The organism is Thainema salinarum CENA647, from assembly GCF_057732415.1.
This window is the reverse complement of the sequence record NZ_JBYJZJ010000022.1, coordinates 930660-951540: the sequence shown is the minus strand read 5'-3', so window position 1 is coordinate 951540 and position 20881 is coordinate 930660. Positions and strand designations below refer to the sequence as shown.

General features: G+C 48.7%; 17 protein-coding genes. 6 read left to right on the top strand and 11 right to left on the bottom strand.

The annotated features are described in order from the left end of the window. Positions 1–64 precede the first annotated feature (64 nt). A complete protein-coding gene (map, locus tag AC286M_RS10985) occupies positions 65–844 on the bottom strand; it encodes a type I methionyl aminopeptidase (RefSeq protein WP_488204424.1) in 780 nt (259 codons plus the stop codon). A gap of 233 nt (positions 845–1077) precedes the next feature. Here map and AC286M_RS10980 point away from each other — a divergent pair. Then, positions 1078–2210 (top strand): IS630 family transposase gene (locus AC286M_RS10980; RefSeq protein WP_488204380.1). Its coding sequence is split into 2 segments (ribosomal slippage): positions 1078–1504 and positions 1504–2210, totalling 1134 coding nucleotides; the frame shifts between segments, so codons are not numbered across the junction. 7 nt (positions 2211–2217) lie between these two features. Here the strand turns inward: AC286M_RS10980 and AC286M_RS10975 are convergent. Next, positions 2218–4326 (bottom strand): mechanosensitive ion channel family protein, encoded by a 2109-nt coding sequence (locus AC286M_RS10975; protein ID WP_488204423.1) that lies wholly within the window; start codon positions 4324–4326, stop codon positions 2218–2220. Here AC286M_RS10975 and AC286M_RS10970 point away from each other — a divergent pair. After that, positions 4321–4476, top strand: coding sequence for a hypothetical protein (locus tag AC286M_RS10970; RefSeq protein WP_488204422.1), 156 nt, complete (start codon positions 4321–4323; stop codon positions 4474–4476). The genes AC286M_RS10975 and AC286M_RS10970 overlap by 6 nt on opposite strands. Before the next feature lie 124 nt (positions 4477–4600). On the opposite strand, the gene AC286M_RS10965 is transcribed toward AC286M_RS10970, so the two are convergent. Next, positions 4601–5332: an LEVG family PEP-CTERM protein gene (locus tag AC286M_RS10965; RefSeq protein WP_488204421.1), complete on the bottom strand. Its 732-nt coding sequence runs from the start codon at positions 5330–5332 to the stop codon at positions 4601–4603. 391 nt (positions 5333–5723) lie between these two features. On the opposite strand from AC286M_RS10965, the gene AC286M_RS10960 reads away from it, so the two are divergent. From AC286M_RS10960 to AC286M_RS10950, 3 genes are all read left to right on the top strand, one after another. Then, positions 5724–8435, top strand: a complete 2712-nt coding sequence (locus AC286M_RS10960) for a TIGR03960 family B12-binding radical SAM protein (protein WP_488204420.1) — start codon at positions 5724–5726, stop codon at positions 8433–8435. Between the two features lie 820 nt (positions 8436–9255). Then, positions 9256–11361, top strand: a complete 2106-nt coding sequence (rne, locus tag AC286M_RS10955) for a ribonuclease E (RefSeq protein ID WP_488204419.1) — start codon at positions 9256–9258, stop codon at positions 11359–11361. A gap of 36 nt (positions 11362–11397) precedes the next feature. Further along, positions 11398–12036, top strand: a complete 639-nt coding sequence (locus tag AC286M_RS10950; RefSeq protein ID WP_488204418.1) for a ribonuclease HII — start codon at positions 11398–11400, stop codon at positions 12034–12036. Between the two features lie 67 nt (positions 12037–12103). Here the strand turns inward: AC286M_RS10950 and AC286M_RS10945 are convergent, their stop codons facing one another. Further along, positions 12104–12694: a DUF1997 domain-containing protein gene (locus AC286M_RS10945; RefSeq protein ID WP_488204417.1), complete on the bottom strand. Its 591-nt coding sequence runs from the start codon at positions 12692–12694 to the stop codon at positions 12104–12106. A 435-nt stretch (positions 12695–13129) separates the two neighbouring features. On the opposite strand from AC286M_RS10945, the gene pheA reads away from it, so the two are divergent. Then, the gene (gene pheA / locus AC286M_RS10940; protein WP_488204416.1) at positions 13130–13990 is read left to right on the top strand and encodes a prephenate dehydratase; all 861 of its coding nucleotides are present in this window, start codon (positions 13130–13132) and stop codon (positions 13988–13990) included. Between the two features lie 77 nt (positions 13991–14067). Here pheA and AC286M_RS10935 read toward each other — a convergent pair whose 3' ends face one another. The 7 genes from AC286M_RS10935 to AC286M_RS10905 all read right to left on the bottom strand — a co-directional run bounded on the left by AC286M_RS10935 (position 14068) and on the right by AC286M_RS10905 (position 20770). Then, on the bottom strand, positions 14068–14709 hold the full coding sequence (locus AC286M_RS10935) for an LON peptidase substrate-binding domain-containing protein (RefSeq protein ID WP_488208829.1): 642 nt from the start codon (positions 14707–14709) through the stop codon (positions 14068–14070). A gap of 330 nt (positions 14710–15039) precedes the next feature. Next, entirely contained in the window at positions 15040–15357 is a 318-nt protein-coding gene (rpsJ, locus tag AC286M_RS10930; RefSeq protein WP_488204415.1) for a 30S ribosomal protein S10, read from the bottom strand. A gap of 159 nt (positions 15358–15516) precedes the next feature. After that, positions 15517–16746, bottom strand: coding sequence for an elongation factor Tu (gene tuf / locus AC286M_RS10925; RefSeq protein ID WP_488204414.1), 1230 nt, complete (start codon positions 16744–16746; stop codon positions 15517–15519). Positions 16747–16767: 21 nt separating this feature from the next. Continuing rightward, positions 16768–18840, bottom strand: a complete 2073-nt coding sequence (gene fusA, locus AC286M_RS10920) for an elongation factor G (protein WP_488204413.1) — start codon at positions 18838–18840, stop codon at positions 16768–16770. A gap of 190 nt (positions 18841–19030) precedes the next feature. Further along, entirely contained in the window at positions 19031–19501 is a 471-nt protein-coding gene (rpsG, locus tag AC286M_RS10915; protein WP_488204412.1) for a 30S ribosomal protein S7, read from the bottom strand. A 316-nt stretch (positions 19502–19817) separates the two neighbouring features. Then, positions 19818–20189 carry a 30S ribosomal protein S12 gene (rpsL, locus tag AC286M_RS10910; RefSeq protein WP_488204411.1) on the bottom strand — a complete coding sequence of 124 codons (372 nt, stop codon included), beginning with the start codon at positions 20187–20189 and terminating at the stop codon, positions 19818–19820. A gap of 176 nt (positions 20190–20365) precedes the next feature. Beyond that, the gene (locus AC286M_RS10905; protein ID WP_488204410.1) at positions 20366–20770 is read right to left on the bottom strand and encodes a HesB/IscA family protein; all 405 of its coding nucleotides are present in this window, start codon (positions 20768–20770) and stop codon (positions 20366–20368) included. Between the last annotated feature and the right edge of the window lie 111 nt (positions 20771–20881).

Genomic DNA, 20881 nt, shown 5'->3' with positions numbered 1-20881 from the left:
AAATCCCTCTACTCAAGTCTTATTGAGTACTTGTAAGTACTAGCGCGCAACGATTGGTGCTGAATTAGGCGGCAACGCTTGCAGGTGCCAAAGTCAAGATTTCAACCCCATCATTCGTCACTGCGATCGTATGTTCAAACTGAGCCGACAGCTTACGGTCTTTTGTCTTAGCCGTCCAGCCATCATCTAAGACTTCAACTTCGTAGGTGCCTTCGTTAATCATCGGCTCAATGGTAAATACCATGCCCTTGCGAAGCTTACGCCCCGTGCCTTTCTTACCATAGTGGGGAATCTGTGGTGCAGTGTGGAACGTGCGATTCACCCCATGACCGACAAAATCACGCACGACCGAAAATCCCTGTGCTTCGGCATACTGCTGAATGGCAGCACCAATGTCACCGACGCGAGCGCCCGGTTTGACCACCGAAATTGCACGTCGCAAACATTCCTCTGTTACCTGCACTAGCTTTTTCGCCACGGGTGACGGCTCGCCCACGAAAAAGGTCTTTGACGTATCCCCGTGGTAGCCATCGACAATCGGCGTCACGTCAATATTAATGATGTCGCCATCTTGCAGGATTTCCTTGGCGCTGGGAATACCGTGGCAGACCACTTCGTTAATGCTAGTGCAAATTGACTTCGGGAAACCGTGGTAGCCAAGCGGAGCGCTAATCGCACCATGTTCATGTGTCCAGGCTTCAGCCGCATCATTTAGCTCAAGAGTGCTGACCCCAGGTTTAACCATAGGTTCCAGATAATCGAGCAATTCAGCCGCCAAGCGTCCGGCCTGCCGCATCTTTTCAATTTCACGACTGGATAGCAGGGTGATAACTTCTTGTTCCACGGTTCCACTTTTTGAGGATTTGCGTATTTCTCTACTGTCTACTCTAACGTCTACCGGAATGATTGAGCGCATTGATTGACGGATCGGGCAAATTCAAGCATCCTCGGCATCAGTATTTAGCGATTTAGCGTTATTCAACCCTCATCTCTACTTTGACAGACGACTAGTGGTCAGTCAATAAAAGGATGACGGGTAAAAGAGTAAGATGAAGTCAGTGCAATCAAGGTGCTGACATGGTCAAAAAGTACATCGTAAGCTTAAGCGAAGCAGAACGACAAGAACTCGAACAAATGGTTAAAACGGGCAAACGAGCGGCTTATACGATCAATCATGCCCGGATTCTCCTGAAAGCAGATTGCAATCAACCAAGTGGGAGTTGGCGTGACCAGGAGATTAAAGATGCCTTTGGCATGAGTATCAGAACGATTGAGCGGGTGCGTCAGCAATTTGTCGAGGAAGGACTGGAAGCGGCGCTGAAGTGCCGTCCCGGTGGCGGTCGAAAACGGAAATTAAATGGCGAGGTTGAGGCGCATTTGATTGCATTGCGCTGTAGCGAGGTTCCGAAGGGAAAGGGGCGATGGACATTGCGGTTGCTAGCAGATCAGATGGTCGAGTTGAACTATGTTGAGCAACTGAGCCATGAGAGTGTGCGACAAGTGCTGAAAAAAACGAACTGCAACCCTGGCGACAAGAGTGCTGGGTAATTCCGCCTGAACAATCAGCCGAGTTTGTCTGGCGCATGGAATGCGTGTTGGAGGTGTATCAAACAGCTTACAATCCCAAGATTCCTGTGATTTGCATTGATGAGGCAACCAAACAATTAGTCAAAGAAACCCTGGTTCCCATTCCTGCTGAACGGGGACACCCCAAACGCTTCAATTATGAATATGAACGCAATGGTACAGCGAATCTGTTTATGATTTGTGAGCCAATGGTGGGATGGCGGCGGGTGGAAGTGACGCAGCACCGCACGGCACTCGATTATGCTCACTTGCTCAAAACGTTGGTTGATTCAGATTATGTTCAGGCAGAGAAACTGATTGTGATTCAAGATAATCTCAATACCCATTCGCCCGCATCGCTCTACAAAGCGTTTGAGCCACAAGAAGCACAGCGAATCTTGAGTCGGTTGGACTTTTGTCATACGCCCAAGCATGGAAGTTGGTTGAATATGGCAGAAATCGAATTGAGTATTCTCAGTCGTCAATGTTTAGATCGTCGTATTCCTGATTTGGAGACGCTCAAATCCGAGGTTGATGCCTGGCAGGACAATCGTAATCACGAAGAAACCTGGATTGATTGGCGGTTTACAACAGCCGATGCCAGGGTTAAATTACATAGACTTTACCCGTCAATTATTAATTGACTGAACACTAGTCTGGAACTTGACTACCGGATTGGGCATCAGATGGCAACTGATGATGGCCGTTGGTGTGGGATTGATCATCTGAGCGAGGCGAGTGAGTATTCAGCATATTTTGGAATGTAATCCACTGCTGTGGTGCAGCGATTTCAATTCCGGCTTGGTCAAAGGCAATTTTCAAGCGGCGGCGATATTCACGGGCGACTTCCCACTGCTTCAGCGGTTGGGTTTTAATCCAAATCCGCACCGTTGCACCGCGATAGTCCAACCGATCAACGCCAAGTAATGATGGTGGTTCGAGAATCAGCGATCGCCACTGCCGATCTTCAGTCATCTCATAAGCCGTTTCTTTAATCAGCAGCAGTGCTTGGTCGATGTCAGCAGAATGGGCCACGTCAATCATCAAGTCAACTCGCGACCATTCCTTCGACAGGTTTTGCACCACCGTGATCGTATTGTTAGGAATGGTAATCAGCCGTCCCTCTTCATTCCGTAGCTGTGTAATCCGCAGATTCATATTTTCGACAAATCCAGCCACATCGCCAATCACCACGACATCGCCAACCCCATACTGGTCTTCCACCAGAATAAAGAAGCCGTTGATCACATCTTTAATTAAGTTCTGAGAGGCAAAGGAAATTCCCAAACCTAAAAGTCCAGCACCCGCAATCAGGGGCGCAACCTGGATGCCGACAATCGACAAGCCAATCAATGTTGCGATCGCCCATAGGAAAAATGCAATTACGCTGCGCATTACCTGGGAAAAGGTCGAAAACCGCAGCGCCATCCGCTGACTCGCTTCAGGGGACAGCACCATCCGGTCTTGCAGCGCCAAAAGTGACCGATCCACTAAGGCCGCACTCAGACGAATCAGCACATTGGTTCCCCAAAACAGCGCCAGCAACTGGAGCGGCAGTGGCATAATCGTAACCAAAATCGGCTGAATCCAGCGCGTATAGGGAATTAAGCCCAAAACGAAATAGAGTCCAGCCCCCCAAAGTACAACCTGAATCACCTGCAGAATGGGGCGCAGAATATCCAACACGGTGCGCCGCTGCTGAGTTGCCATCTGCTGCCGCAGGGCCGTGGTAAGCCGATGGGGTTCACCTGGAGTTGTGGTGCTACTGCTGCCAGTTATTGATGGGTTCGGAGTTGCGATCGCAACATCACCATTGCCATCGACTTCAACATCGGGTGGGCCAGTCGGAGATGACTGGGTCTTACTCTCCGATTTCAGCCGCGCTCGTTCTCGCATCACTCGACGCTGCAGCCGGACAATGCCCCAACTCCCAAAAGCCAGCAGCAACAGCAATCCACCGGCCATTGCACTTTGGCGCAGCACCATGTCCGGTTGCCGCTCTTGTTTGAAGCGAATCAGCCCTCGCTCAACTTCAGCTCGAATATCATCAGCCCGCTGCCAAGGATCATCCACACCCAGCACTTTGGCATCGGCACTGGTCACCGTCATTAGATACTGTGGCCCGTCAAAGACCGGGCTGTTCACATAAACAATTGGATTCCGGCCTGTTTGCGAGTCGCCTGCCACGATAACGTCTAGCTGATCTGGATCAAAATTCGTGCGGGCAATTTGATACAGACGCTGCCGAATTTCCCGAATTCGCTGCTGAAGCGCCAGTCTGTTTTGCCCTTCAGAGGCAGCGGAAACGCCCACAATAATGTCTGTATGACCATCAAAGCGAATGACACCCTGACTAACCTGAGGCGTCGGCGGCAAAAAGTTGCCAATTTCTTCTCTGATATCTGCGATTGGGCTGTTGATTGTATCCGGTACTTCCTCCGCATCAGCCGATTCTGCTGAGGTTGCATCAGCCTCATCGTCCGACTCATCCGCATTGGGAACGGGAAGCATACCCTCAGCTTGAGCGACGATAACGGGTTGAGACGGCCCATAATGGATGAAAGCTTGACTTTGTGCCGGAAAAACGGCTCCCAAAATTAGATAAACGCCCAGTAGAAATCCACTTGCGATCGCAAGTCGGCGTTTCCACCATTTGAATAGTCCACCACTGAGTTGGCTAAGTTGGCCAGGACAGCCAAACGGCATTAATAGCTGAATGAAAGGCCAGATGGCGCGTTGGAGAAGTTGAACAACGTGCATAAGCCTCCTTATTTGCTGAGTCAGCAGGCGATGGGGTCTAGATCTATCTTCACAAATCTTTACCGCACATCTTGGCAAGCGACGCAGAAAACGGCATCCGTGTTCCGACTAACTGCGATCGCAACCAATTACACCTGTCAATTACACTAACGTTGATTGTCCATCCCGATTAAATCGCTGAATTGTTAAGAAAACGAAAAAATCGGTGGGTTAAGTCCACCGATTTTTTCGTTTTGCGTTGGCTTTAATTGGGGCTGTACTGCCTTATCGCAATTTAAGCCGCATTGGTACGGCGCTTGGTCACCAAAGTTCCCAATGCACCAACTCCCATCAAACCAATCAGCGTAGCGGGTTCTGGAACATCCGCCACTTCAATATTTGAAAACCGGAAGTTGACTCCATCGCCTGTCCCTTTGACGGTATCATTACCCAATTTCAGGGTAATTGACTGAACGTTTTGGTAAGTCAGACTTCCAATGTTGCCATTCGGCCCTTTCGCAATCCAATCGGGAGTGGATAGGTTGACTCCGTTAATCGCCAGAACACCTGTCGAATTCAGGAATTCGGTATCAAAAAAGTCAATGGTCAAGTTTGACAACAGATCCTCAAACAGGAAGGTGAACGTACCCACTTCCAACTGACCTTTCTCTTCAGACTGACCCGTTGCCTCGTTGTATTCAGAGGGTCGGAACCAAAAACCCTGATGATTGGTGCCAGCATCCTTCTTTTGTAGCTTCACAGACGATCCATACTGATTCTTTGTCGATAACGTATCAATAAACAGGCGACTCCGAGATCCGGTAGAAGCATCCGTCAGCGAAATAATGCTTTCGATGAATGGGAGCGAACTGGACGAAAAGCATTGCTGGCTATCTATACACCCCAAACCGACATCAATTTCACCTTCTTGTTCAATTGGTGAAAATCCAGCGGCAAGGGCAGAGGGTGCGGATAGCACGGTGGCCAAGGCCACCAATCCAACTGCTAAACCTTTTGAAACAGCCACAGTTAACCTCCAGTTGGCATCATATACCTTTCTAATCTGGCTAACGAAACCGTGAATGTCCCGACAAAGTGCCTTGGCTTTAGACAAGTTACATATATTACCGCTCTTTATTAAGGATTTGCCCCAATGCCTACACAGCATCCGGAATTCAAATTCCTGATTCATAGGTGAATTCAGGCAGTAATAACGACATCGGACTCCATCCGAGTTTTTACGTAGAACCTGTAAACTTAACGACAGCCATCGTTCTCTGTTCCGTATCACTCTATCCAGCAAATCCAAGCCAATCATTCGATTCGGGAAACCCAGACCGCTCATTTCTAGACCTGCAACCAATCGTTAAGATAGGGATTGGTCTGTTGATTGAGCGTTAAGTGAAGGAGAGTATTTGGTGACAGTTGCTGTTGAGAACCTGTTGACATCTGAGATTATGCAGCCCGCTCGTTACTTGGGTAACGAGTTGGGAGCCGTGCATCGTCCGTGGGATAGTGCCGCCGTGCGTTGGGTGCTGACCTATCCCGAAATTTATGAAGTTGGTGCATCCAACCTCGGTCACATCATTCTCTACAGCATCCTCAATGCTCAGCCGCGCCAATTGTGCGATCGCGCTTATCTGCCCGCGCCGGATCTAGCTACCAAACTGCGGCAAACCAACACGCCGCTGTTCGCCGTTGAATCGCGCCGCGATCTCAAAGAGTTTGACATTCTGGGCTTTAGTCTCAGCTATGAGCTAGGGGCGACCAATATTTTAGAAATGCTGGATTTGGCTGGTATTCCACTGACATGGAAAGAGCGACAAAGTTGCGATCGCTGGCATGTGGAATCGGGCAGCTATCCGCTGATTTTTGCGGGGGGGCAGACCGCAACGTCAAATCCAGAACCTTACGCCGACTTTTTTGACTTCATTGCGTTAGGTGACGGCGAAGAACTGCTGCCGGAAATTGGTCTCGTTCTAGAACAGGGTAAAGCGGCAGGTCTCAGTCGTGAGGAACTGTTACTCGATTTAGCGCAAGTCCCCGGCGTTTACGTTCCTCAGTTCTACGACATGGCCGAAGATGGCTCGGTTCATCCCAATCGGCCCGACGTGCCTGCGCGTGTTCTGCGGCGGGTCTCCGATCCAATGCCTGCCTACTCGATTGGATTAGTGCCCTATGTGCAAACCGTACACGATCGGTTGACGGTAGAAATTCGCCGGGGCTGCACCCGTGGCTGTCGGTTCTGCCAGCCGGGAATGCTGACGCGACCCGCCCGTGATGTTGATCCGGATCAGGTTGTGGACACCATTGAGCAGGGTATGCGGGCAACCGGATATAACGAGTTTTCGCTGCTCTCCCTCAGTTGCTCGGACTATCTCGCACTGCCTGCTGTCGGCATGGAAATCAAAAACCGTCTGAAGCACCAAAATATTTCGGTTTCCCTACCTAGCCAGCGGGTGGATCGCTTCGATGAAGATATCGCTAATGTCGTCGGCGGTACACGGCAAACGGGGCTGACTTTCGCGCCAGAAGCGGGCACCCAGCGGATGCGCGACATCATTAATAAAGGTCTGACCAACGAAGAACTGCTACGCGGCGTAAAAACGGCTTACGAGCAGGGCTGGAGCAAAGTTAAACTCTACTTCATGATTGGCCTGCCCGGTGAAACGGATGTCGATGTGATTGGCATTGCTGAAACCGTGCGCTGGCTGCGGCAGGAGTGTCAGCTACCCAAGCGCCGCCGCTTAGACTTCAACATCACAATTTCCAACTTCACACCGAAACCCCACACGCCGTTTCAGTGGCATACGGTTTCCACCAGTGAGTTTTTGCGGAAACAAGCGCTACTGCGTGAAGAATTTCGCCAACTGCGGGGCGTCAAGGCCAATTTCACCGATGTCCGCATTTCTGCAATGGAAGATTTTGTCGGACGGGGCGATCGCAGATTGTCTGCCGTTGTTCGCCACGCTTGGGAACTCGGTGCAGGCATGGATTCCTGGTGGGAAAGCCTCGATCGCGCCTTTGATGCTTGGGCTCAGGCTATCGATGCGGCGGGGCTAACCTGGAAATATCGCCAAGTCGAAGCGGGTGAATGGAACTTGATGCCCATCGGTACCAAGTCCAATACCGAGTTCAACCCTGAATCGGCATCTGCTGATCCAGTGTCAGAAAGTTCTAACCAACTTGCCCAGATTGATGCACCTCTGCCTTGGGATCACCTGGATACGGGCATTAGCAAACAATGGCTCAAAGATGATCTGCTACGGGCACTAGAAGCGGCAACTGTCCCCGACTGCTCCTTTGAAGGCTGCTCCCACTGCGGTATCTGTGGCCCGGATTTTGGGCACAACATTGTCGTGCCACCGTTACCGATTCCTAAATTTGAGGGTCATTTTGTCCCCAACCAGACGCGATCGCAACGCCTACGGGTCTACTTTGGCAAGCATGGGGACATGACCTACATTGGGCACTTAGACCTGATGCGCCTCTTCGACCGCGCCGTCCGCCGAGCCGGGATTCCAATCACGTTTACTGGCGGATTCCATCCTGGCCCCCGTATTTCACCTGCGAATGCGTTACCGCTTGGCGCAACCAGTACGGGCGAAATCGCTGATTTCGAACTGACAGAATGCCGTGATCCAGAAGAAGTGCGATCGCAGTTAGCCGCTCAACTACCACATGAAATCCCCATCTATCGAGTCGAGTCAATTGACTTGAGCGAACCCTCTGCCACCAAACAGCTCCACCGCGCTGAGTATGTGCTGACCGTTGCGCCAGTGCTGACCGAAGATGCTGAACCTGTGTCCGCTGAAACGCTACCCTGGCCAGACTGGATCACATCGATTCTGGCGGCAGAGGACATCCCACATGAGAAGAAGACTAAGTCCGGTAAAACCAAAATTCTCAACCTGCGGGAACTGTTATTTGATCTGCAGCTAGAGTCTCCCAGTTCGGAATCTGCTAGCGATGCATCTCAGCGCAATGCGGTCAAGATTCGCTACATCGGTAGCTGCCGCAATGACGGCACGATGCTGCGACCAGAAACCCTGGTTAATATGCTGCAAAATGCCGCTAGCATTGAGCTACAGCTTCTGCATATCCATCGCAATCGCTTAATTCTCGAATAGACACCAAAATTTTATTGATTCCGCAATGTGAGCATTTCCTCACATTGCGGTACAAGTTGGCGCAGCTTTCGCAAATTGTTCAAGAGCTTAAATGTGTGCCTAAATTATTGCGTACAGTGCTGTACGCAATAATTTAGGCACACATTTCAATCCAGCTTCCTCTCTCCTCATGCTCACGCTCTAACTGGGCTTAACAAATATAGAAAATTCCATTAATAGGGTTGTTTGTTGCACAACAAGCGCTATAATGCTCTAAACAGAAGCTGCTAATAGGCCGAAAACTGTCATAAGGTTGTCAGACATTCAGTTCGCAGCGAGTGCTGGATCAAATTAGCTTCTGTCAGACTTTCCAGTTATTTTAGATACCTTTAATCCTTTGAGGTATGCAAAGGATTTATAAGGCAACGCTTGTAGACGAAAAGCTGTCAACCGCAAACATTTTCTGCTTTCAGCACTGATTCACGAGTGTCTGGCATTGCCAAGTCGGTAATCGTGCAGGCTGGTTTTGCCGTATATTGACTCGCGGCAAAAAGGTTATATGCATCGCCAGCTTTAAAACAACGTTGAAACAATGCTGAGTTGTCAAACTCTAGGGGTGATTGAGGTTGTTACAGTATCGGGTTAATGCCTCGATAGCGAATCGCTGGAAAACTTAAATTCTATGCACAACTGGTGCATTCCGGTTCGTATCGGGCGTGTTTACCACTATTGATTTAACCCCTAGATTGAACCCCTATCTGCCAAAGAATTATGTCCCCCTTAACACGCAGTCATGAGCAGCACGGTTCAGATGCTCATCATCAGATTTCGAGGAAATTGAATGCCTAAGCAAATTATTATTGCGGAGCAGCATCGAATCGCGGCTGTATTCTCCGAAGACCAAATACAAGAACTCATTGTTGCCAAAGGAAGCCATCAAGTCAGCGATATTTATCTCGGTGTCGTAGAAAATGTTCTTCCTGGCATTGATGCCGCTTTTGTGAATATCGGCGATAGTGAACGCAATGGCTTTATCCACGTTACCGACTTAGGGCCATTACGACTCAAGCGTTCAGCCGCATCCATCACAGAATTGCTCGCACCTCAACAAAAAGTTTTGGTGCAGATCATGAAGGAGCCAACGGGCAACAAAGGCCCTCGGCTTACTGGCAACATTACCTTGCCCGGACGCTATCTGGTACTCATGCCGTTTGGCCGAGGCGTTAATCTGTCCCGCCGGATTCGGAATGAAGCAGAACGTAGTCGCCTACGTGCGTTGGCCGTTTTGGTTAAGCCTGCTGGCATGGGGCTGCTGGTGCGCACTGAAGCCGAAGGGGTAGCCGAAGAAGCCATCATTGAAGATTTGGAATTTCTACAGCGCCAGTGGGAAAGCATTCAGCAAGAAGCCTTGTCTACCCGCCCACCCAGTCTGCTAAACCGGGATGATGATTTTGTTCAGCGAGTGTTACGAGATGTCTACAGCGCTGGCGTAAATCGTATTGTGGTTGATTCCCACACTGGCGTTAAGCGAATTAAGCAGCATCTGGCCAACTGGAACGGTGGTCGCCCTCCTCAAGGTGTTTTGATTGATCAGCACCGCGAACGGGTTCCTATCCTCGAATACTTCCGGGTCAATGCGGCCATTCGAGAAGCACTCAAGCCGCGGGTTGACCTGCCCTCCGGCGGTTACATCATTATTGAGCCAACTGAAGCATTAACGGTAATTGACGTCAACTCCGGTTCGTTTACCCGCTCCGCTACGGCCCGTGAAACCGTGTTGTGGACAAACTGTGAAGCGGCCACAGAAATTGCCCGTCAGCTTCGTTTACGCAACGTCGCGGGTGTGATTATCGTCGATTTCATCGACATGGATTCCCGCCGCGATCAGCTCCAGGTGCTCGAACACTTCAACAAAGCACTGCGCGCTGACAAAGCTAGACCGCAAATTGCGCAGCTGTCTGAATTGGGCTTAGTTGAACTCACCCGTAAGCGCCAAGGGCAAAATATTTACGAATTGTTTGGTCAAACCTGTCCGAGCTGCGGTGGGCTTGGCCATATCGCTCATTTACCCGGCGAAGAACCTCAGGTGGTCGATCCACTAGCTGTGCCGCGTGAGCTACCATCAGCAGAGCCTCGCCCGGTATCAATGCGTGAAACCATTACTCAGCCGAATGATGATTTAGAATTGGATCCAACGCAAGATCCACAAGCATTGGAGCTGATACACCATCCTAGCTATCAAGAGCGTAGTACCAGCGGACATCGGAGTAGCCGCCGCCGCCGCCGTCGCGAGACCAGTCCACCAGGACGAGGTGGAAAGGATAGCAGCGCTACACCATCGTTTGCCAATCGTGAAAAAGACCGGGATAGAGAATCGGTTGAAGAACGTGAACCACGAGAGACTTCTCAAAGTTCCAGATCCCGTTCGGAACGCAACGGTCGCTCCCGCAACGGTCGCCGCGATCGCAATGCTGGAGTTGAGCCAGAAGTCATTGTGGTTGAAATGACGCCTGAGGAACAGGAAGTCTATGCAATGCTCGGCATTTCACCCCTAGTCTTGAGCGAGCGCACACCAACTGATACTAAGTCAGCCATTGTCTCCGTCGTACTCCCCGGTGAAGCAACACCCACCACCGATGGGCCGGCAGCGGCAAATGGACAAAACACCCCTGCTATAAACGCTGCTGAAACTAAAGAAGATGTTACGTCATCGAGACTAGCAGACGGAGAGGAGGAAACATCCGCCTCAAATCCAGAACCGGATTTGCCAAACCTAACCGACTCAGACATGACAGTAGATTCGTCTGAGATAAACGAATTCGGTTTAGACAGTAGTGAAGATGAGCCACCGGAAGCAGCTGAAAGCAGCAGTTCGTCGTCTAGAACAACACGGCGGCGGCGGCGGCGTTCGTCGGCGACTGAAACGGCAGCTAGCCGAGAAGGATAGGTTGAACTTGCAGAGCACTATGCAGAAATGTAGCCAATGCCAGAGCAACTGGAACTACTAGGGCTGATGCAACGGGAACAGATGAATGAGACAAATCGCCTGCGAGATAATAGCCTACTCGCAGGCGTTGATGAGGTTGGCCGTGGTGCACTATTTGGGCCTGTAGTGGCAGCGGCTGTTATTCTTCAGCCCTGCCATTCTCAGCGTTTGATGGATTTGGGCGTAACGGATAGCAAAAAACTTACTCCTGCTAAGCGAGAAGCATTAGTGGAGGAAATTAAGCAGGCTGCCATTGATTGCCAGATCGGGCTGGCGTCCGTCTGGGAAATCGATCGCATAAATATCCTGCAGGCATCCTTATTAGCAATGAAGCGGGCAATTTCGCGATTACAGCCAGCGCCTGATGTTTGCCTAATTGATGGTAACCAGCTCGTACCAAATTTGGCGATTCCTCAGGAAGCTTGGATAAAAGGTGATCAACGCTCAATTGCGATCGCATCTGCCAGCATCCTGGCTAAAGTATGGCGCGATCGCTTAATTGTCAGGCTTTCAACTCGATATCCTCACTACCATCTTGCCCAGAACAAGGGATATGGCAGTGCAGCTCACCGTCAGGCTCTACTAGCCTATGGCGCATCAAAGCAACATCGCCACTCTTTCAAGCCTTGTCAATAATTTAATTATTTAGTGAATTCAATTTATTGATTGAAGATCAGCATCCAGAAACCTCGCTAAGCAGCCTTTAGCCAGCTTCACGAGATGGCAGTGCAGCAGCGGCAACCGCTTGGCCAGAATTTTCATGCTGAACCCGCACCCAGCGACGATAATCACTCACTAAATTATTCATCAGGCGCTGCTTAATCGTCATCAAAACGCCGCGCAGCAATCCGTTTCCTGTAGTTTCTAAAATTGGGCGCGGCGTAAACTGAAAAGCAGGAGGCAAGTCCACGGATACTTGTAAATCTGCTTTGCCAATTAACGCCACATGCTGATCGGAACGAACATGGGGCACCAATCGACCTGCTAAATTCAATCTAAAGCGTTGGTTGATATATTCAACCCCTCTGATTTCACAGTCGATGGAGCGCAGGTGTACAACCCCATTGGCATCCACCTGCACTTCCATATCGACCGTAGGCTGAATTTTGAGCATCATGAACTGAATGGGGCGCATCTTCAGCCGAAACTGATTGGCACCAAGTACTTCAGTCCGTGATGGGTCAACGAGCGCATTAACCAGGCGTTGGGGCTGACGCAAATAATGCTGGATAGGGATAGTCTCTTGGGCAACACCCATCTCCACAGATTGTGAGGCAAAAAATTGAATTGACATAGAAAATTAGGTGAAAATACCGCAGACAGCTAAACTAAATTTAACAATTATCTCAGAAAACAGGCACGCTCTTGGGATTGAAAACTTTTTTGTGCTTTGATTTGTTTTCCAACCAAAGATCCAAATTTATGCATGAATGGCTATTCCGCATTAATACGGTGAAGCACAGTGAAGCATTCAAACATTTTATTGTCTTTATAGAGCTTAGCCAGCTGATTTCGTTACTAGAGGCTGTTAACGAAAAGGCATGGCATTGTGCAAAGCATCATTCATATTCCACTGATTAAAATTTGAGCAGCTCATGCAATTGAACTACAGCTGGTTTTTGACATGGATTAGCTGGCAATTCGTTAAACCAATATGATGAGAAGCCGTAATGAAATACCCAGATTGGCAATTATTTGAAACAAAATATTAATCCACCACCAACTAACTATGTCATCTTCGCATCAACACATTATGATTGCCCATTTGGGACCTGCTGGTACCTATGCCGAAACAGCAGCTATCACGTACGTTAACTGGCTAAAACAGCAATCTAGCGAGGAAACAGAGTTTGTTCTTAAGGCGTATCCTAGTATTCCGCAATCTATTTCTGCGATCGCAAAACACGATACTCAATTAGCGGTCGTCCCCGTGGAAAACTCCATTGAAGGCAGCGTCAGCTTTACGCTAGATACACTGTGGGAACTCGACGATCTCAAAATTCAGCACGCCTTGGTTTTGCCCATTTCCCATGCGCTCGTTTCTGAAGCTCAGCAGATTGAAGCTATCCAAACCGTCTATTCTCATCCCCAAGCGCTCGCGCAATGCCAAAAGTGGCTGGAACAGCATTTACCATCGGCTAAATTAATCCCTGCCAATTCCACGACTGAAGTATTGAGCCGCTTGGCTGGAGCACCAACAACCGCAGCCATTTCCTCTCAACGAGCTGCTGAGCTGTATCAGCTACCCATCTTGGCACATCCAATCAACGATCGCGTTGATAACTGCACCCGTTTTTGGATTATTGGTCGCGACCATTTTCATCACGGTAGCTATACGTCTATTGCGTTTACGCTACCTGCAAACAAACCCGGTGCATTGGTTACCGTTCTACAGATGTTTGCTCAGCATCACATCAATCTTAGTCGAATCGAGTCCCGCCCAACTAAGCGCTCGCTTGGTGAGTATCTATTCTTTATTGACTTCGAAGCTGACATGACGGAACCGAGAGTAAAAGAAACGCTTGATATTCTGGAGCAATATACGGAAACCCTTAAGATTTTCGGCAGCTACAGCGTTATCCCAACATAATCTAACTCGTTTGACAGCTAATTTTCCCTAGCAAGAACTCCGGCTACCCAAACAGATTAGCTTACAAAGTAGCCATATTAATCAAAGGCATCCTTGAGTGCAGTTCGAGCCGCCAAATGATTACGAGTAGAACTTAGAATTTCTGCCTCGCGCTCCAGACGAGCGGATGTATCCTGCATCTCTAGCAGTGATTGTTGCTCACTCGCAACACCATGTAGATTACCAGCTACCCAATAGGACAATTCAGTCGGTAAATCAGGAATATTGTCGGGTAGTTCAATATCCTGACCCGTCAATTTGGCCGAGAGATGAACTACATCTCTCAGCAACTGATCTACTTCGTCAGCAAGCGGCTGTAAATTCTGAGAGCTTGGATGGTCTTCAATCCACTCAACTAGGCCAACTCGATAGGGCTTTTCTCTGACATAGTTCAGAATGCGAAATCGCTGTTGCCCAATCGTTGAGATTTTCATCCGGTCGTCGGGTAAACGATGGCAATGAATCACCTCCGCACAACATCCCACGGAAACTGGCTGTCCTGTCTGCGGATCGAGCATGACAACCCCAAACCGACAGTCTCCCTGGAGAATCGTATTCATCATGATTCGATAACGAAACTCGAAAATATGAAGTGGGAGTCGCCGTCCTGGAAAAAGAACTAATTCAGGCAGAGGAAAGATTGGTAGCTCTCGCACTGCAATAGACGATGAAAAAGCCATCATTCTCCTAATTGCTGAGTTAAAAATCTGCCAATGCGTGCTGGGTCAACAACAGTTGTTGCAATTCAGACCCCAATTAGATTAATACGTTGTTATGAAATGTTACTTGTTATATAGCTTAGCTTATAAGGCTTATCTAGGGCTACATTCCGCTACATGACCTGATGATAGAAAGTGCGATCGCGCTTTACATTGCTCAGATGCTGATCAACAGCACAAATAATCTCACGAAGAGCCATATGAAGTCTTCACCAATAATCCTTATAAACAATAAGAGCCGCACTAGTGTAGCGGCTCTCAAATACCAAAGTAACTAATCCTTAAATTGACTTAGAGCTTAACTTCAATGTCGACCCCAGCGGGCAAGTCAAGCTTCATTAGTGCATCAATCGTCTTAGAGGATGGCTGGTAGATATCAATAATGCGGCGATGAGTTCTGGTTTCAAAGTGCTCCCGAGAATCCTTATCTACGTGAGGAGAACGAAGCAAGCAGTAAATCCGGCGCTTTGTAGGTAAAGGAATAGGACCAATTGCAGTAGCGTTGGTGCGATTTGCCGTATCAACAATTTTGTCGCAAGAGGTATCTAACAAACGGCGATCAAATGCCTTCAGACGAATCCTGATCTTTTGCTGTTGTACAGTAGCCATGACGTTAAACCTTAAATTGTCCAGGTACAGAGATTATTTTTGCCAATTCCGCTGATTAATAGCCGACCCAATTGAGGAGCGAAGAGGGGCTACAGACTGGACTGTGCCCCTCATACGCATACAAATGTTAGCTTTGAGTCAATCTGGGAAACTAAAGCGTTACTTTAGAATCTTAGAAACGACTCCAGCACCAACCGTACGGCCACCTTCACGGATTGCGAAACGCATTCCCTGCTCAATTGCGATCGGGTTAATCAACTCAACGGTCATCTTGATGCGATCACCAGGCATAACCATTTCAGCTGCGCTGCCGTCGTCTGCGGTAAAAGTTTCGATCGTGCCAGTTACGTCGGTTGTCCGAACGTAGAACTGAGGACGATAACCTGGGAAGAAAGGAGTGTGACGACCACCCTCTTCCTTCTTCAGAACGTAAACCTCAGACTCAAATTTGGTGTGAGGCGTAATGGAACCAGGCTTAGCAAGCACCATACCGCGCTCAATGTCAGCCTTCTGGATACCACGCAGCAGAACGCCAACGTTATCTCCAGCCATTCCTTCTTCAAGAATCTTCTGGAACATTTCAACACCGGTTACGGTAGTCTTGCGGGTATCGCGGATACCAACTAACTCAACTTCCTCACCAACCTTGACTTTACCCCGCTCAATCCGGCCAGTTGCAACGGTACCCCGACCAGTAATCGAGAAAACGTCTTCAACCGCCATCAAGAAAGGCTTATCCACGTCACGCTCAGGAGTTGGGATGTAGTCATCAACGGAATCCATCAGAGCATAGATCTTGTCAACCCACTCATTTTCACCACGGGCAGTGTTAGGATTCTCAGCCAGCTTTTCTAGAGCCAATAGCGCAGAACCAGCAGTGATGGGAATATCATCACCAGGAAAATCGTAAGAACTCAGCAGTTCGCGGACTTCCAGCTCAACCAGCTCTAGCAGTTCTTCGTCATCAACTTGATCTTGCTTATTCAAGAAAACAACGATATTTGGTACACCAACCTGCTTTGCTAGCAGAATGTGCTCACGGGTTTGAGGCATAGGACCGTCTGCTGCAGAAACCACCAGGATTGCACCGTCCATCTGGGCAGCACCCGTGATCATGTTCTTCACATAGTCTGCGTGCCCAGGGCAGTCAACGTGAGCATAGTGACGATTATCAGTCTCATACTCAACGTGAGCTGTGTTGATCGTAATACCACGTGCCTTCTCTTCAGGCGCAGCATCAATCTCGTCATACTTACGAGCTTTTGCAAAGCCACCAACTGACAAAGCAGTGGTAATTGCTGCAGTCAGAGTTGTTTTACCGTGGTCAACGTGACCAATGGTGCCAATGTTAACGTGGGGTTTTTTCCGCTCAAACTTTTCGCGTGCCATGAATTGTGCCTTCCTTTCTTCTTATGCGTTCCCTTTACTCTTAGCGATGATTGCCTCAGCCACATTGCGAGGCACCTCTTCGTAGTCGCTAAACTCCATTGAGAAAATGCCCCGACCCTGGGTCTTAGACCGAATGTCGGTAGCATACCCAAACATCTCTGCCAAAGGCACCTTAGAGATAACCTTGGCAAGACCTTCTTCCGTGTTCATACCTTCAATATGACCTCGGCGTGAATTGAGGTCTCCCATAACATCTCCCAAGAAGTCTTCGGGAACCTCAACTTCAACCTTCATTACAGGCTCAAGCAGCACAGGAGCTGCCTTCATAACCCCATCTTTCATGGCGATTGAGCCGGCAATTTTGAAGGCCATTTCCGAGGAATCAACCTCATGGTATGAACCGTCAATTAGAGTGGCTTTAACATCAATCACAGGGTACCCTGCTAGGATACCAGATTCGCAAGCCTCCTTCATGCCTTGTTCTGCAGAAGGAATATACTCTTTTGGAATTACACCTCCAACAATTTTAGAAACAAACTCAAATCCGCTGCCAGCTTCGCCGGGTTCAAGCTCAATGACGACGTGACCATACTGACCTTTACCACCGCTTTGCCGAATAAATCGGCTTTCAACTTGAACAGATTTGCGAATTGTTTCTCGATAAGCGACTTGGGGAGCACCAACATTCGCTTCGACTTTAAATTCTCGCAGCATTCGATCCACGAGAATTTCCAAGTGCAACTCTCCCATACCTGCGATCACAGTTTGGTTCGTTTCTGGGTTTGTTGACACTCGAAAGGTTGGATCTTCATCAGAGAGAGACTGAAGTGCTTTTGACAGCTTCTCCATATCCTGCTTGGTTTTCGGTTCAATCGCAACCGAAATAACTGGCTCCGGAATATACAGGGACTCTAAAACAATCGGATCTTGATCGTCACAGATTGTATCCCCGGTAGTCGTATCCTTTAATCCTAAAGCCGCGCCTAGATCTCCCGCCCGCAGCTCATCAACTTCAATCCGATCATCCGCTTTGAGGACAATCAGACGAGAGATACGCTCCTTCTTTTGCTTGGTCGCGTTATAAACGTAGCTACCTTTGTTCAGAGAACCGGAGTAAACCCGCAAAAATGTCAACCGTCCATATGGGTCAGACATGACCTTAAAGGCCAATGCGGCTAAAGGCGCATTGACATCTGCCGGACGCGAAGCTGTTTCACCACTCGGCAAAAGACCTTGAATGGGTGGAACATCAATTGGAGCAGGTAAGTAGTCAACAACGGCATCTAGCAAGAGCTGGACGCCCTTATTCTTGAAAGCGGAGCCACACAACATTGGAACCATCTTGCCAGCAATTGTACTTTTACGAATTGCGGTTCGAATTTCGTCCTCGGTAAACGTTTCTCCTTCCAAGTACTTTTCAGTCAAAGCATCATCCGTTTCCGCAACAGCTTCAATCAGCTTGCCACGATACTGCTTGACCAAATCCTGCATCTCATCAGGAATATCAGTGTCCACCATATCTTGGCCCAGATCATCATTGTAAATCCGAGCCGTCATGCTGACTAAGTCTACAACTCCGTCAAACTGATCTTCACTACCAATTGGTAGCTGAATTGGAATGGCATTAGCCCGTAAGCGATCGCAAACCTGCTCATAGACTTTGTAGAAGTTTGCTCCTGTGCGATCCATCTTATTAACAAAGATGATGCGCGGCACATTGTAGCGGTCAGCTTGACGCCAAACCGTTTCCGTCTGAGGTTGAACCCCACCAACAGAGCAAAGAACAGTAATCACGCCATCCAATACGCGCATCGACCGTTCGACTTCAATGGTGAAATCAACGTGTCCAGGGGTATCAATGATATTGATCTTGTGATCGCGCCACTGGGTACTAATCGCCGCAGCCGTAATGGTGATGCCTCGTTCTCGTTCCTGAGCCATCCAGTCGGTTACAGCCGTACCCTCATGAACCTCACCCATTTTGTGCACGATGCCGGAATAGAACAAAATCCGTTCCGTAGTGGTCGTTTTACCTGCATCAATATGGGCCGCGATGCCAATATTTCTAGTCTGTGAAAGTGGGACGTTTTGCACCACACTACCTCCTTTGCCTACGCCGCAACAGGATCCTAACGCTTAAGTCCTCAATCTAACTACTTGAGGCTGCATGCAGATATACATCTGAGGGCATGTTCAAATGAACGATTTCCCAATCAGCCATCGATCTCAATGATCAATTTTCAGTCAATGTGAGCAAGCAGTCTCTAGATTTAGATGACGACGTTTAGTAACGATAATGAGCAAAGGCTTTGTTGGCTTCAGCCATGCGGTGAGTTTCTTCGCGCTTTCTGATGGTGTTGCCAGTTTCGTTGGCTGCATCCATCAGCTCATTCGCTAATTTACTAGCCATCGTTCGGCCTGGACGCTGACGAGAAAACTGTGTTAGCCAACGTAGCGCCAACGCAGTACCCCGATCGGAACGAACTTCCATCGGGACTTGGTAAGTTGCACCACCTACGCGGCGGGCCTTCACCTCAACTAGCGGAGTAGCGTTGCGGACAGCTTGCTCAAAAACCTCTAACGGATCAGAATTAGTCCGTTCCTCAATGATTTTGAAAGCATCATAGATAAGACGAGAAGCCAGTGACTTCTTGCCATCTCTCATGATCCGCCGCACCATCATGCTAACAAGGCGACTGTTGTAAACAGAATCGGGCGGAACTTCTCTTTTTTGAACGGTAATACGGCGGGACATAGGCGTACCTTAAAACTAACTCGTCAGAAAATTAACAACAAAACTTTTGGGAAACCAACAATGCAACTGAGTGCTTCGGCTAAGCTTCCTATTCTGTCGGGCTAAACAACTCGTTTTTGGGCTCAGAAAGCGCTGTTTTGAGCTTTACCGAATTTGCTTACCCCCTTAGGACATCGTCTCAAGTAAATAGCGCAAAACAAATTATTATCAAGGCATCAATAAAACCTGACTTAGTTCTTGCTCAAGATTTTTACTCAAGGGTCGTCCCGTTCAATAAAGCTCAAGACAGATGTAACGTTAGCCTCTGCACTTCAAGTTAGCCAGGACGCTTTGCACCATATTTAGAGCGGCCTTGACGCCGATCTTTGACTCCGGCTGTATCAAGCGTGCCGCGAATGATGTGATAGCGGACACCAGGTAAATCTTTAACACGACCACCCCGAATCATCACAACAGAGTGCTCTTGCAAGTTATGACCAATTCCCGGAATGTAAGCAGTCACTTCGAATCCAGATGTTAGACGAACCCTAGCGACCTTTCTCAACGCAGAGTTGGGCTTTTTCGGAGTAGTGGTATAAACCCTGGTACATACTCCACGGCGCTGAGGGCAGCTTTTTAGGGCTGGGGATTTTGTTTTCTTTTTCGCTTTGCGACGCTCGTCACGAATGAGCTGTTGAATAGTAGGCATGAGTGTGGTGCGGTTTACCTCAAGTGAATTAGCTTAGATGTATACACAAATGTTGATTCTAGCGATTTATTAAAAAAACTGTCAAGCATACCGAACATAAGTCAATCTTGTTCCTTAGCTTGGAGTTTTGAAAGAGCAAGCCAGAGCAATTCTAGCGATGGTAGCGACGGTAACGCTCAGATTGAGTAATCGATGTCTATGGTACCTGTATTCGAAGCGACAGGTGCAATCGCAAAGGAGTTACCGCATCCGCAATGCTGAGTCGCATTGGGGTTGTGGAAGCGAAAGCTACCCCCCATCAGATCTTCAGAATAGTCGAGTTTGAGCCCCTCCAGATATGGTTGGGCTTGTTTGGCAATTTGAACACGAATGCCATTAGCGCATTCGACAACGTTGTTATCCTCTGAAGAGACATGCTCAGTAAATTCAAGCGTATACAGCCATTCCAGGCATCCACCGGAGCACAAACCGATGTGAACAACCGAGTTGGGGGCTTGTTTTTGGCGTAAACGATTAATCTCTTGGATGGCAGTTTGGCTAATTTCGATCATTTCAACATTTTGTGTCAGCTTTGAAGTCACTGTTTTTCCATCTTAAAGCAAAGTAGCGGTTGTCTGGCACAGGTTCATACCAAAAAGACGAGTCCGGTACTGTGATAGCGCCGAACTCGTCTTCCAAACCGCTTAAGAGCC

Coding starts and splice junctions, on each gene's coding strand:
- AC286M_RS10975 (WP_488204423.1), bottom strand. CDS start 4,326: ATGCACGTTGTTCAACTTCTCCAACGCGCCATCTGGCCTTTCATTCAG.
- rne (WP_488204419.1), top strand. CDS start 9,256: ATGCCTAAGCAAATTATTATTGCGGAGCAGCATCGAATCGCGGCTGTA.
- AC286M_RS10950 (WP_488204418.1), top strand. CDS start 11,398: ATGCCAGAGCAACTGGAACTACTAGGGCTGATGCAACGGGAACAGATG.
- AC286M_RS10945 (WP_488204417.1), bottom strand. CDS start 12,694: ATGTCAATTCAATTTTTTGCCTCACAATCTGTGGAGATGGGTGTTGCC.
- pheA (WP_488204416.1), top strand. CDS start 13,130: ATGTCATCTTCGCATCAACACATTATGATTGCCCATTTGGGACCTGCT.
- AC286M_RS10935 (WP_488208829.1), bottom strand. CDS start 14,709: ATGGCTTTTTCATCGTCTATTGCAGTGCGAGAGCTACCAATCTTTCCT.
- rpsJ (WP_488204415.1), bottom strand. CDS start 15,357: ATGGCTACTGTACAACAGCAAAAGATCAGGATTCGTCTGAAGGCATTT.
- tuf (WP_488204414.1), bottom strand. CDS start 16,746: ATGGCACGCGAAAAGTTTGAGCGGAAAAAACCCCACGTTAACATTGGC.
- rpsG (WP_488204412.1), bottom strand. CDS start 19,501: ATGTCCCGCCGTATTACCGTTCAAAAAAGAGAAGTTCCGCCCGATTCT.
- rpsL (WP_488204411.1), bottom strand. CDS start 20,189: ATGCCTACTATTCAACAGCTCATTCGTGACGAGCGTCGCAAAGCGAAA.